The following is a 14,488-nucleotide window of genomic DNA, read 5'->3' as shown; positions in this document are numbered from 1 at the left end:
TTTTCCCATTTCTGCACTATACAATCAAATCGTATCAATGAAAGCTGTGCTTACGGAAATCCAAATACGTTTAGGGTTTGCAAGCGGCGAACATGAGGATCGCTTTTCAGGATGAAATATCCCAAAGAAAAGTAAGTCCAAAAGCCAGTAGCGTGTTTCGCTTGGTGAGAGTGTTTTAGCGAAAACTTGCCGCAACGGATTATTCGCAGCCCCTGCCCATGCACGCAATCCCTTGTAATCTACGGTAAAATAAAGGGTTCATCGCGTTACACGAGATGGCATCACTATTATGTTAGCAGCGAACCGTGCCTTATTCGGCGGTACTTATGAATTATCCCTCGTCCGATCTTGTCGAAACCGTTTTCCCCGGAGGGATTATCCGGCTCCTTAAATACCTGCTGGCCCCGCTGGCCGTTTTTGTCTGCGCCTGTAGCGGCAATCCATGGAACAATCCCTATCCAGCTTCCGACTCGGAAAAAAACATTCTCTATGCAGCCTTTGCAGAGCGTCCAAAGCATCTCGATCCGGTGCAATCCTATAGTTCCAACGAAATTCTCATCACAGCGCAGATCTATGAACCACCCCTGCAATATCATTATTTGAAACGCCCCTACCAGCTGATTCCATCAGCGGCGGCAGGAATGCCGGTGGCGCAATATCTCGACAAGAACGGCGTACATTTGCATGCCGATGCCGACGCAGAAAAAATAGCTTATACGATTTATGAAATTTCCATCCAGCCTGGTATTCGTTATCAGCCTCATCCTGCTTTCGCCAGAAACGAGCGGGGAGATTATAACTATCATGATCTCACTGGGGAGGCTTTAGCTGGTATTCATAAACTGGGCGATTTTCGGGATACCGGTTCCCGCGAGTTGACTGCCGAGGATTATGTTTTTCAGATTAAACGGCTGGCACACCCCAGGCTGCATTCGCCCATTTTTGGCTTGATGTCCGATTACATTGTTGGACTCAAGGAATATTCCGCGACGCTACAGGCTGTCGCCGAGGCGCAGTTCAAGGAAGGGGGCAAGGATACTTATCTGGATCTGAGCAGCTATCCTCTCGAGGGCGCGGAGGTACTGGGGCCTTACACCTATCGCATCAAGATCAAGGGTAAATACCCGCAATTCATGTACTGGCTGGCAATGCCTTTTTTTTCTCCCATTCCCTGGGAAGCGGAGCGTTTTTACAGCCAAAGCGGATTATCGGAAAAAAATATCACTCTTGACTGGTATCCGGTGGGCACGGGGCCTTATATGCTCACCGAGAACGATCCCAACCGTGTGATGATACTGGAGAAGAACCCCAATTTTCATGGCGAGGCTTATCCGTCCGAAGGCATGCCCGGTGATGTGGACGCGGGATTGTTGAGGGACGCGGGAGAGCAGCTGCCTTTTATCGATAAGGTGATATACAGCCGGGAAAGGGAAAGTATTCCCCGCTGGAACAAATTCCTGCAGGGCTATTACGACGCTTCCGCAATCGGCTCCGATAGTTTCGATCAGGCGATCCAACTGACGGGCGGGCAGGGCGAAGCAACGGTGACCGAGGCGATGAAAGCGCAGGGCATTCGTCTGGAGACGGCGGTGGCGGCATCCACGAACTACCTGGGCTTCAATATGCTGGACCCCATAGTGGGCGGAACGGATAAGCATGGGCGCGAGTCTGCCAGAAAGCTGCGCCAGGCCATTTCCATCGCGGTCGATTATGAAGAGTATGTTTCCATATTTGCCAATGGCCGCGGCATTCCGGCGCAGGGCCCTATCGCGCCTGGTATCGCAGGACACCGCGATGGAAAAGAAGGAATGAATCCAGTCGTGTATGACTGGGTGAACGGACGGGCGCAGCGAAAACCGATTGAAGCGGCCAGAAAATTACTGGCTGAGGCCGGCTATCCAGACGGCATGAACAGAAAGACAGGCGAGCCGCTGGTACTTTATTTCGATGTCACCGCCCGCGGGGCGGAGGACAAATCCAGTCTCGACTGGATGCGCAAACAGTTTCAGAAGCTCAATATCCAGCTCGTGGTTCGAAGTACCGACTACAATCGTTTTCAGGACAAGATTCGCAAGGGCAATGCTCAAATTTTCGAGTGGGGCTGGAATGCTGATTACCCCGATCCGGAGAATTTTTTATTCCTGCTGCATGGTCCTCAGCAGAAGGTCGGTAACGAAGGTGAAAACGCCGCTAATTACTCCAACCCCGAATATAACCGACTTTTCGATCAGATGAAGAATATGGAGAATGGCCCCAGGCGCCAGCACATCATCGACAGGATGGTAGATATTCTTCGTCATGACGCGCCCTGGCTGTGGGGTTATCATCCCAAGGACTACGGGCTTTATCACTCCTGGTATGGCAATGTCAAACCGAACAGATTATCGAACAATAATGTCAAATACTTTCGTATCGATGCCGAGGTGAGGAACCAGAAGCGGCGCGAATGGAATGAGCCGGTACTGTGGCCTATCGGTGGGGGGGTGATCATACTGGCTATCAGTCTGCTTCCCGCTGCGATCGTTTATCGCCGCAAGGAGCGGAACGCCGGTATAAGGCGTGCCGGGCCAAATGAAGATATCGAGGTCACGCGCTTAAATGCTTAATTACATTGTAAGGCGGGTGCTTTACGCTGTCCCCATTCTCATCGGCGTCAACCTGATTACCTTCACGTTATTCTTCGTAGTGAATACGCCCGATGATATGGCACGGATGCAACTGGGTATCAAGCGTGTGACGCCCGAGGCCATCAACAAGTGGAAGCAGGAGCGCGGCTATGACAAGCCACTGATGTTTAACCATGCAGAGGATGGATTTGCAAAATTTACGCATACTATCTTTTTCGAGAAGTCGGCTGCCATGTTCGCTTTCCGTTTCGGCCCTGCCGACGACGGGCGTGATATTGCCCATGAAATCAGAACACGGATGGTGCCCAGCCTGGCCATCGCTTTGCCGGTATTCCTGCTGGGGCTGGGCGTTTACATCGTCTTCGCGCTGACAATGGTTTTTTTTCGGGCTACCTATGTGGATTTCTGGGGCGTGGTACTATGCGTCGCGCTCATGTCGATCTCCAGCTTATTCTATATAATTGGCGGACAATTCCTGATCAGCAAATTATGGCACCTGGTGCCGATTTCCGGATATGGGCAGGGGTTGGATGCCGCCAAGTTTCTGATTCTTCCGGTCATTATCGGCGTGATTAGCGGCGCCGGAGCGAACACGCGCTGGTACCGCACCATTTTTCTGGAAGAAATGGGCAAGGATTATGTCCGTACCGCCCGTGCCAAGGGTCTGCCGGAAAGTATCGTGCTGTTCGGGCACGTACTCCGAAACGCCATGATTCCGATACTCACGGGGGCGGTGGTGGTGATCCCCCTGTTATTTTTAGGCAGCCTCATTACCGAATCGTTTTTCGGTATCCCCGGCTTGGGCAGCTATACGATCGACGCAATCAATTCACAGGATTTCGCGGTAGTACGGGCGATGGTCTTTCTGGGATCATTGCTTTATATCGTCGGTCTTATATTGACGGACATTTCCTATACCCTGGTTGACCCAAGGGTAAGGCTGGAATAATGCTGCTCCGGTAAAACCAGACATGGCTTTCAAACCTGTAGTTCTCTGGACAGATGCGCTGGTCTATCTGCTTGTGGCAGTAGTACTCATATTCGTCTGGCATGTACGGCGAAACCCGCATCTTCTTGTCCCATGGCGGCGCGTGAGTCACAGTGCGAGCGGCATGGCAGCGCTCACGGTATTGATGTTCTTTATCATTATCGGGCTACTCGATACGGTGCATTTACGTCCCGCTGTGGGAAACGCCAACGGCGGCGCCGGTGAGCAGGCTTACAGCGTTGAAGTGTTGAGTCTGCTCGATCTGATCGCGACCCCCCTGCGCGTACACGTGGAAAAGACCTATTCAGCGCCCTTTGCCGCGCACCTTTACGCTCGAGAAACAGTGGAGCTCCCGGATGGCAGGCAAACACGGGAATTTCCCCGGCTGAAATTCGGCGGGGCGCATTTGCAGGATCCGGAAGCGCAGCTTGTCACCGATGTCGCGTCGAAAGCCGTAGCGGGCGGAGGCTTGGGATTACTCGTCTGGTGCCTGCTGCTGGCGTTGCTGGCTGCCTGGGTGGCGCGCCGCAGTGGCGAGACCTTCATGTCGACGCTTTCCGCCATCTCGCGTGGCGCTACCGCAATCCCGTGGAATGCAGTGGCTATCGTGCTCTTGCTGATACTATTGCTCAGCGGTGCCGCGCTGGCATTGTGCGGAAATTACCACATATTAGGTACCGACAAGGTAGGACAGGACGTTTTTTACCAGTCGCTCAAAAGCATCCGCACTGGACTCGTGATCGGAACCCTGACAACGTTGATGATGCTCCCTTTTGCGCTGCTTCTGGGTATTACGGCGGGCTACTTCCGGGGGTGGATAGATGATGTGATTCAATACCTCTATACGACGCTGAGTTCGATTCCGGGTGTTTTGCTCATCGCGGCGGCGGTATTGATGATGCAGGTTTATATCGAGACCCGCCCTGAGCTGTTCGATACAATTGCCGCGCGGGCGGACCTGCGCCTGCTGTTTCTCTGCATCATACTCGGGGTTACGAGTTGGACCGGCCTGTGCCGTCTACTGCGCGGCGAGACATTGAAGTTGCGCGAAATGGAGTATATACAGGCGGCTCACGCGTTTGGTGTTTCCCATTGGCGCATTATCAGCCGGCACATTCTTCCTAACGTAATGCATATCGTGCTCATTACGACTGTCATGGATTTCAGCGGCCTGGTTCTCGCGGAGGCCGTATTGTCTTACGTCGGTGTTGGGGTTGATCCGTCGACGATCAGTTTTGGGACCATGATCAATGCCGCGCGGCTGGAAATGGCGCGTGAGCCAGTGGTATGGTGGGCCTTGCTCGCGGCTTTCAGCTTCATGTTTGCGCTGGTGTTGAGCGCTAATCTATTTGCCGATGCGGTACAGAATGCGTTTGACCCACGCGTGAGAACCTTGTCGGCAAAAATTGGCACATTGCGGCGCAAAAAAATTGGGAAAGCACCGAAAGCCAAACCGGTTTCCGCCGGAATCGAAGGCCCCCTTTCCTCATGAGCGCCGTGCTGCAAATCAGCAACCTTGAAACCATTCTGCATACGGAGGCAACGCTGGTGCGGGCTGTGGACGGGCTTACGCTGCAAGTCATGAGAGGCGAGACTTTCGCCCTATTGGGCGAATCCGGCTGCGGCAAATCCATGACTGCTTTGTCCGTCATGCGGTTACTGCCGGAGATAGGTGAAATCGTAGCGGGTTCTGTCAAGCTCGATGGAGAGGATCTTCTTCTGCTGCCGGAGACCGCGATGCGCAGTATTCGCGGAAAGCGCATCAGCATGATCTTCCAGGAGCCGATGCTGAGCCTGAATCCGGTAATGACCGTCGCACAGCAGATTGGCGAGGTCCTGCGGCGGCACTTCAATTTACGCGGCACGGCCGCGCAAAAACGCATATACGAACTTTTGAATGAGGTAGGAATCCCCGACGCATCGCAGCGCATGAACGAATACCCTTTCCAGTTTTCGGGCGGGATGAAGCAGCGAATGATGATAGCAATGGCGCTGGCGGGAGAACCGGAACTCCTCATCGCCGATGAGCCGACTACTGCCCTGGATGTTACCATTCAGGCCCAGGTACTCAATCTCATGCGTGATTTGCAGCAACGTGAGGGGATGGCTATCCTGCTGATTACTCACGATCTTGGTGTGGCGGCGGAAATGGCGCACCGGGTGGGAATAATGTATGCCGGGGAAATGGTAGAGACGGCGACGCGCGAAGATTTTTTCCGCGAACCCGCGCATCCCTACTCGCGAAAATTACTCGCTTCGCTGCCGGGGCGGGACAGACGCCGGCAGGGCTTGCGGTTGGCGGCGATCAGCGGAAATGTGCCGCCATTGTCAGGTGAATTCGTAGGCTGCCGTTTTGCCGACCGCTGTGATCAGGCTTGGGGATTATGTCATGACGTAGCGCCGGGGTGGACGGCGTTAGCTGGCGAACACCACGTCAGGTGCCATCTTTTCAATCAGAACCTGGGATCACAAGTTAATGAGCAAGGGCTAAGGGATGCGGAACCGGAGGTCTTGGCGCTGAACTCCGGGCGCGCGGATGAGTCCAATATTCAGATCACATCAAATCCCGAATCTCGTGTTTCCCATTCATGCTTGTTGTCCGCCAATGACCTGAAAGTTTACTTTCCCATCCGTAAGGGCTTGATGAAACAGGTGGTGGGGTATGTCAAAGCGGTAGATGGCGTGTCGCTGGAAATTGGCCTGGGCAAGACGGTGGCGTTGGTGGGAGAATCGGGCTGCGGGAAGACGACAGTCGGCAAGGGTATCCTGCAGTTGATCCCGCTATCCAGCGGCAGCGTGCGTTATAACGGGCTCGAATTGGTCGGGTTGGAACGCAAACGGTTGCGGAAATTACGTTCCGAATTCCAGCTTATATTTCAGGACCCGTATTCATCGCTCAATCCGAGGATGCGCATTGTCGACATCATCGAAGAGGGCATGAATGCCCTGAATGTCGAAGACGACAACAAAGCAAACGGTGCGAAGCATCAACCCGATGTCGCGAAGAGAAATAAAGTCGATGCCCTGCTGGAAAGTGTGGGGTTGCCGCCAGAAGCAAAATGGCGTTATCCACATGAGTTTTCCGGCGGCCAGCGTCAGCGTATCGCCATCGCACGTGCTCTGGCCGTTAACCCCAAGCTGATCGTATGCGATGAACCTACCAGCGCATTGGACGTATCGGTTCAAGCCCAGATTCTGAACCTGTTGAACGAATTGCAGGACAATCTGGGATTGGCCTATCTATTCATTACTCATAATATTTCCGTAGTTGAATATCTCGCGGATGAAGTGGCGGTCATGTACCTTGGAAGAATTGTAGAACGCGGGAGCGTGGACGAAGTCTTGATCAGTCCCAGGCATCCATATACTCAGGCGCTGATGTCGGCGATTCCTGTGATCGAGCTTGAATCGAAACGTCATATTATCCGACTTCACGGAGACCTTCCTTCACCCGCTAATCCGCCGGCCGGTTGTCACTTTCATCCTCGTTGCCCCCACGTCATGCCAATTTGCCGCGAAATTTACCCAGCGACAAGTTCATTCAGCCCAACGCATACCGCGCACTGTTATCTTTATCCCCAGGAACAAGACTCAGCAGCGCACCTCGAATCACAAGCATAAGGAAAAACTCATGATGGTCGGTCAGCAAGTGGCGCGGCGTCGCACGTTTGCCATAATTTCTCATCCGGATGCCGGTAAGACGACGCTTACCGAGAAGTTGCTGCTATTTGCGGGCGCCATTCACATCGCAGGCAGCGTCAAGGCGCGAAAAGCGAGCCGACACGCCACTTCCGACTGGATGGAGATCGAGAAGCAACGAGGTATTTCGGTGGCCAGTTCGGTGATGCAGATGGAATACCGCGATTGCGTCATCAATCTCCTGGATACACCCGGCCACCAGGATTTCTCCGAGGACACGTATCGCGTTTTGACCGCCGTTGACGCCGCGCTGATGGTGATCGACGCCGCCAATGGTGTCGAAGCCCAGACACTGCGTCTGCTGGAGGTGTGCCGTGCCCGTAACACACCCATCCTCACTTTCGTGAATAAAATGGATCGAGAAGTGCGTGAACCGCTCGATCTTATCAATGAAATCGAACAAACGCTGGGCATGGCCGCCGTGCCTTTTACCTGGCCGATGGGCATGGGCCGCAGCTTCAAAGGCGTATTCGACCTGCAGCGCGATAGCATGCGCGTTTTTCAGCCTGGGTCCGACAGGCTGGATGATGAAGACGAGATCATCAAAGGGCTGGATAACCCGGTACTCGAAGAACGCTTTGCGGATGGTGCCGCTACCATGCAGCAGGAAATCGAACTGATACGCGGCGCTTCACCCGAATTCAGCCATGAGGCTTTTCTCGCCGGCCAGCAGACCCCCGTATTTTTTGGCTCAGCCATCAATAACTTCGGCGTGCGAGAAGTACTTGATGCGCTGGTTAATCTTGCCCCGTCGCCCGGATCGCGTATGGCCTTGCAGCGGCAGGTGCAGCCGGGTGAACCGAGATTTTCAGGGGTGGTTTTCAAGATTCAGGCCAATATGAATCCAGCTCACCGGGATCGCATCGCCTTTGTGAGGATTTGCTCGGGCCGGTTCGATCGCGGCATGAACTTGAGGATTGTGCGTAACGGTAAGGATATCCGCACCAACGGCGTGGTGTCGTTTCTTTCCCAGCGGCGCGACTTGCTCGATATCGCCTATCCCGGCGATATCATCGGGATCCCCAACCATGGAACACTGCAGCTAGGGGATACATTGACCGAAGGCGAGCGATTGCAATTCACGGGCTTGCCGTTTTTCGCGCCAGAAATCTTCCAGACGGTCGAGCTCGCCGATCCGATGCGCAGCAAACAGCTCAAATTGGGACTGGCACAGTTGGGCGAGGAGGGTGCGATTCAGGTGTTTCGTCCTCATTGGGGCGGGACGCTGCTGCTGGGTGCGGTAGGTACTTTGCAATTCGAGGTGGTAGCACACCGGCTCAAGCATGAATATGGCGTCGATGCCCGGCTCGCGCCTGCCAAGTACCAGTTGGCCCGCTGGGTCACTGCGGACGACTCCCGCGAGCTCAAGCGGTTCATCGATACCAATGCGCACCGGATAGCCTATGACGTCGTCGATGCCCCGACTTTCCTGGCTTCATATGGTGCGGAACTGAGCGTAGCCGAGGAAAGCTGGAAGTATATTCAGTTCCATCGAATGCGAGAGCATGCCGGATTGTTATTCCAGACTCATCTCGACAGGTGAAATAACGTTTAGTTGACTTCGGCAAGCAGTCTGCTGATCGCTTGCTGTGCCTGATGGAGATAGCCGCCGCCAAACAGATTGAGATGGTTCAGTATGTGATAGAGGTTATAAAGCGTTTTACGCGTTTCATAGCCGGCGTCAAGTGGATAGGCTTCCCGATAAGCGGCATAAAACGCCTCGGAGAAACCGCCGAAAAGTTCGGTCATGGCGATATCCGTCTCGCGATCGCCATAATACACAGCCGGGTCGAATAGCACTGGCTGGGCTGCGTCATCAAAGCCATGGTTGCCGCTCCATAAGTCGCCATGCAATAGTGACGCAACCGGTTGCGGTCCTGGAAAAAAGAAATGAAGCTTCTCCAACAGTTGCTCACCCTGCGTTTGTAGCCTTCCGGTGTAGCCATTAACGCCGGCGAGCCGCAATTGATAACCCAGACGGTGTCTACGCCAGAAATCAATCCAGTTGGCACAGGATTGATTGATTTGCGGGGTGGCGCCAATCGTGTTATCGCGCGTCCACCCGAATTTCCCGGAAGCGAAATGATGCATGGCGGCAAGCCCCGCGCCCAGGGCTGCCGCGCTGCCGCGAGAAGCCCTGCCCATCTCCAGATATTCCAGCACCAGCCATGCCTCGGATGTATTGTTCCCCCAGCATATCGGCATGGGAACGCGCAACGCGCGGGTATTGTGGATTTCCTGGAGGCCTGCCGCTTCCGCATCAAACATCGCCAGGCTTTCGGCATTATTCAGTTTGACGAAAAATCGCTGACCGTTGCCTTCGATCCGATGCGTTTGATTGATACAGCCGCCGCCAACGGAAGAAATGGTTTCGACGGCGAAAGGAATACCGGTGGAGCGACTGATCTGTGCCGAGATTTCAGACCAGGCAGGCATATGTAGCAGGTGGCCGCTTGAAGGGCCGCTTTATCAGGATAGACATTTCCTTGCGCGGGCGATGGCTGCGCTTACCTGTGCCGGCGCCGTTCCGCCGATATGGTTGCGGCTGTTGACGGAGCCTTCCAGAGTCAGTACAGCGAAGATATCGTCCTCGATGAGCGGCGAGAATTGTTGCAATTCCGGCAAGGTAAGCGCGCCCAGGTCCCGTCCGTTGTTATCGGCAAAGCGCACTGCCTGCGCGACGGTTTCATGCGCTTCACGAAAAGGCAGCCCTTTTTTCACCAGGTAATCCGCCAGGTCAGTCGCAGTGGCATAACCACGCATCGCGGCCTTATACATTGCATCCTGGTTGACATGAACCCCGGTCAGCATGTCAGCATAGATACGCAGCGTGTCAGTGAGCGTATCTACCGTATCGAACAAGGGTTCCTTGTCTTCCTGATTATCCTTGTTGTAAGCGAGCGGTTGCGCCTTCATCAGGGTAAGCAGTGCAACCAGGTGGCCGTTGACACGCCCCGTCTTGCCGCGTACCAGCTCCGGTACATCGGGGTTTTTCTTTTGCGGCATAATGGATGAACCGGTGCAGAACCGGTCGGCGAGATCGATGAAGCCGAACGATGGGTTCATCCATAAAATCAGTTCCTCGGATAATCGGGACAGATGTGTCATGATCAGTGCTGCAGCGGCACAGAACTCGATGGCAAAATCCCGGTCGGAAACCGCATCCAGCGAATTTTCGCAAACGCCGTCGAACCCCAGTTCTTGCGCCACCCTGTCACGGTTGATCGGATAACTGGTCCCTGCCAGCGCCGCCGCGCCCAACGGCAATCTGTTCACGCGCTTTCTGCAGTCGGATAATCGTTCGACATCGCGCCTCAGCATTTCAAAATATGCCATGAGATGGTGGCCGAAGACGACCGGCTGCGCCACCTGCAAATGCGTGAAACCCGGCATCACCGTATCGGTATGCTTTTCCGCGAGATCCAGTAAGGCGTGCTGCATTGCATGGATGAGGCTGATAATGTCGTCGATTGAAGCGCGCAAATAGAGACGTATATCGGTAGCCACCTGATCATTGCGTGATCGTGCCGTATGCAGCCGCTTCCCGGCATCGCCAATGAGGGCAGTCAGGCGTTTCTCGATATTGAGGTGTACATCCTCCAGTTCCAGCAGCCAGACAAATTCGCCACAGCGGATTTCCTCCCGGATCTGGCCCAAGCCAAGCTGGATAGCCGCCAGGTCATCCGCGTCAATAATGTTTGCCGCTGCGAGCATTCGGGCGTGAGCAAGAGATCCCTGAATGTCGTATTCCGCCAGGCGCCGGTCGAAACTCACCGAGGCGGTGTAGCGCTGCACCAACTCGGAAACCGGCTCGCTGAATCGGCCCGACCATGTGTTCATGTTTTTTTCAACCGGTGCATTGGTCTTTTTTGAGGCTGCCATTTGTTTCACTCATCAGGAAGGAAGTGCAAGGAAATGCATAGCCTTGCCAGGCCGTTCCTCGTTATAGGGGTTGAAAAATGACGAGTATAAATCAAAAGACCTGCCCGGGACCTTCTATAGCCATCCGCTACGTCGAAGCACGTGGGAATCTATGATCTCTGGTATCCGTAACAAGGCCAGCAAAGAATGTTCTGCAGGAATGTTTCTTGGGGTGGTGATAAAAAGGATCATTCAGGTTCAGAACTCAAGCGGATCTATGTCCAAGGTCCATCGCACTTTGTAGCTGGGAAGTGCGTCGAGTTTTATCCGCCATCCGGCAAGGAATTCCTGCAATTTTTTACGCGACCTGCATTGTACTAGTAAATAGCCGCGTTCCATTCCCTTCAGGCGCGACATTTGCGCCGGAACCGGATCGAATACTTCAACCTGCTTTGGTGCCTTCGCTATCGATGCCGCGCTGGCAAGAAAATCCAGCGCGGCATCGATTCTGGGCGCTTCGGCACGCAATAAAACCTGATAGACGAATGGTGGGAACCCCGCCGTCTTTCTTTCTTCCAGCAGCGTTTGTGCGAGCAGGTCGTAATTATGCTGCCGTAGTGCGTGATACAGCGGATGGTCCGGAAACTCGGTTTGAATCAGTACTTCTCCTGGGATATCGGCACGTCCGGCTCGGCCCGCGACTTGCATCAATTGCGCGAACAGGCGCTCCGAGGCCCGGAAATCCGTACTGAACAGCGAGGCGTCGGAATTCAGGGTGACCACTAGCGACAAATTAGGAAAATCGTGCCCCTTCGCGAGAATTTGCGTCCCGACCAGAATGTCGACGCGGTGCTCCTGAATGTCTTTCAGCATTCGCCCCCATGCATCTTTTCGGCTTGTGCTGTCGCGATCTATGCGCATGATTCGAGCGTCGGGAAAACGTTGGATCAACGCAGCCTCCACCCGCTGGGTGCCATGCCCGAAGGGGGCAATGTCCTGATCCCCGCATTCCTGGCAGAAGCCGGGAAATCGTTCCTGATGGCCGCAATGATGGCAACGCAATTTTTTCTCGCGCAGGTGCACGACCAGGCGGCTGGCGCAGCGGTGACAGACCGCCGTCCATCCGCATGACTTGCATAGCAGCACCGGCGCATAACCACGCCGGTTGATGAAAACCAGGCTTTGCTGGTTTAACGAAAGGCACTTCTCAAGAGCGGCGATCACAGGCTCGGAAAAGCTTTCTTTGGTTTTTACAGCTCGGGTGTCGATACAGCGGACCATTGGCAGGACAGCGTTCTTCACCGCACGCGACGGCAGCCCTAACCGGAGATAGCGGCCAGACATGGCGTTGTAATAACTTTCGAGCGACGGGGTGGCGGAGCCAAGTATTACCGGCACACCGGCATATTTAGCACGAAAGATGGCGATATCTCGCGCAGAATAGCGCAAGCCATCCTGTTGTTTGAATGAGGCGTCCTGTTCCTCATCCACTATCAGCAGCCCAAGCTTTGGCAATGGCGTGAATACCGCCAGGCGAGTGCCCAATATTATTTCCGCATCCCCCTGCTGCGCTTGCAGCCAGCCGGCGGCACGTTCGGAAGGGCTGAGCCCACTATGGAGACTTACCAGCTTCACCGCTGGAAAGCGCGCACGGAAGACGGCCTCCAGTTGTGGTGTTAGATTGATTTCAGGAACGAGCACCAGTGTTTGCCTCGCTTGCCGCAACAGGAGCGAAATCAGACGCAGGTATACCTCGGTTTTCCCGCTGCCGGTAACCCCATGCAGCAGCCACGTATTGAACGCATTTATTTCTGGAGTAATCACATCGATGGCATTTTGCTGCGCGGGGGTAAGGATGGGCACCGGCGCCGTTTTGACACCGGAAGCCGAAGTTTCGAAAGGAATAATGGGTATTTCTTCAACCCACCGGAGCGCTACCAGTTCCTTCAGCGCCTTGGGAGCCCGTTGCGAGAATTGCTTTGCCTCACTGCCGGTCATTGCACCCGATTCTCTCAGTTTTGCTAAAAGTCTTCGTTTGACGATACTGCGGGCCGGAATCGCCGAGGTGTCGGCGGCGCGCCCCGCTGCGGTGAGGCAATAGTGAAATGCAGATGGAAAATTTTGCGTAAAAGGTTTATTGCTGCGCAACCGGGTCGGCAGTCCATTCATGACCACCTCCCCCAGAGGATGATGATAGTACTCGCTACAGAAATGAAATAGATCAAGCAATGCCGGGGACAGAGAGGGAATATCCCGGAATATATGGGTAATATGCTTGAGCTTGAGGGGGTCCACAGAAGAGTGAGTAGTCACTTCCATGATCAACCCGGTCTTCGTATTTCTTCCGAAGGGAACGCGCACGCGCCTGCCGATATCTTGCGCCGTTATCTCGGTATCCGGTGCAAGATAATCGAACAGAATATTCAGGGGAACATCAAGCGCGACGCGTACGATGGGCATGCGGGAAAGAGTGTATTGAAAACTAGTTTGAGTTTATTGGCGTTGCAAGAATCGTGGAAATACAGCATGCCAGGTTCTTGCTGATTCGACGCAACGGCAGCTTGAACATTGAGCAGAGACCCGTCCAGCCTGCTTGATAAATAAAACCTTTACGTGCATTCAATGCTGTTCTGCTCGTTTCTCGTCCATGGGGTTTTTGGCAGCCTGTTTTGGCGGTCTACACAGGTCAAAAGGAGGCCAAAAAAATTGTAATCGTTGCGCGCACATCCAAACAAAGCATACCGTACTTGGAACAATTCAAGGCGGATATGATCCGCGGCATGAAAAGCGATTATTCAAAGCTCATCCACACCTAGTCATTTACTTGAAATGTCGGATTTTTTTACAGTTATTTGCGTAAAATTCGAGAATAAGTCACAAGTTATTGATATCAAATATATATAAAGGCTGGCACGGGATATGCTTGCAGAAATAACAATGCACAGCCGTAGCAGAAGTTGAGCCGATGCTACTCATGCAGTTTTGCGGTAACAGACTGAATTCAAATTTTACTTTTTTTAAGTTTCAAATAAAGATCAGTATGAGCGAAGAATGTATGTAAACCCCAACAAATTTGGCATGGAAATTGCTATAAGATTTGCTCTATTGTAGCCCCGACAAACTGCTTGACTTAGTGCATCTTCGGGGATAGTCTTTATGGGGTTATGGGTATGTAACGTATTGGTAACACCGTATTCAGAAACGCAGGCATAGAGAAACACATGAAACAAGTTGGACCGTATCGAGCAACATCCGCAGCATAAGCAACACCGGAAATCAAGCAACACCCGAAGTATTGAGCAGTAAACCAGAC

The 14,488-nt window shown here is 53.6% G+C and carries 8 protein-coding genes; 5 read left to right on the top strand and 3 right to left on the bottom strand.

Annotation, left to right across the window (positions count from 1 at the left end):
- Positions 1 to 326: 326 nt before the first annotated feature.
- Genes KJS40_RS11835 through KJS40_RS11815 form a run of 5 tightly spaced genes read left to right on the top strand, consistent with a single transcriptional unit; the run spans position 327 to position 8,857 of the window.
- A complete protein-coding gene (locus KJS40_RS11835; RefSeq protein ID WP_213537982.1) occupies positions 327 to 2,606 on the top strand; it encodes an ABC transporter substrate-binding protein in 2,280 nt (759 codons plus the stop codon).
- Positions 2,599 to 3,576 (top strand): ABC transporter permease, encoded by a 978-nt coding sequence (locus KJS40_RS11830; protein ID WP_213537980.1) that lies wholly within the window; start codon positions 2,599 to 2,601, stop codon positions 3,574 to 3,576. The genes KJS40_RS11835 and KJS40_RS11830 overlap by 8 nt, the downstream gene beginning before the upstream one ends.
- A gap of 22 nt (positions 3,577 to 3,598) precedes the next feature.
- Entirely contained in the window at positions 3,599 to 5,107 is a 1,509-nt protein-coding gene (locus tag KJS40_RS11825) for an ABC transporter permease (RefSeq protein WP_213537978.1), read from the top strand.
- Positions 5,104 to 7,236 carry a dipeptide ABC transporter ATP-binding protein gene (locus tag KJS40_RS11820; RefSeq protein WP_213537976.1) on the top strand — a complete coding sequence of 711 codons (2,133 nt, stop codon included), beginning with the start codon at positions 5,104 to 5,106 and terminating at the stop codon, positions 7,234 to 7,236. The genes KJS40_RS11825 and KJS40_RS11820 overlap by 4 nt, the downstream gene beginning before the upstream one ends.
- A 10-nt stretch (positions 7,237 to 7,246) precedes the next feature.
- Positions 7,247 to 8,857 (top strand): peptide chain release factor 3, encoded by a 1,611-nt coding sequence (locus KJS40_RS11815; protein ID WP_213537974.1) that lies wholly within the window; start codon positions 7,247 to 7,249, stop codon positions 8,855 to 8,857.
- An 8-nt stretch (positions 8,858 to 8,865) separates the two neighbouring features.
- Here the strand turns inward: KJS40_RS11815 and KJS40_RS11810 are convergent, their stop codons facing one another.
- From KJS40_RS11810 to KJS40_RS11800, 3 genes are all read right to left on the bottom strand, one after another.
- A complete protein-coding gene (locus KJS40_RS11810; protein WP_213537972.1) occupies positions 8,866 to 9,750 on the bottom strand; it encodes a fructosamine kinase family protein in 885 nt (294 codons plus the stop codon).
- Between the two features lie 33 nt (positions 9,751 to 9,783).
- Positions 9,784 to 11,196 carry an argininosuccinate lyase gene (gene argH, locus KJS40_RS11805; protein ID WP_213537970.1) on the bottom strand — a complete coding sequence of 471 codons (1,413 nt, stop codon included), beginning with the start codon at positions 11,194 to 11,196 and terminating at the stop codon, positions 9,784 to 9,786.
- 237 nt (positions 11,197 to 11,433) lie between these two features.
- Complete coding sequence (locus tag KJS40_RS11800) at positions 11,434 to 13,635, bottom strand: primosomal protein N' (RefSeq protein ID WP_213537968.1); 2,202 nt, start codon at positions 13,633 to 13,635, stop codon at positions 11,434 to 11,436.
- Positions 13,636 to 14,488 lie beyond the last annotated feature (853 nt).

The organism is Nitrosospira sp. NRS527, assembly GCF_018406445.1.
GTDB lineage: Bacteria > Pseudomonadota > Gammaproteobacteria > Burkholderiales > Nitrosomonadaceae > Nitrosospira > Nitrosospira briensis.
This window is presented reverse-complemented; position numbering and strand designations above follow the sequence as displayed.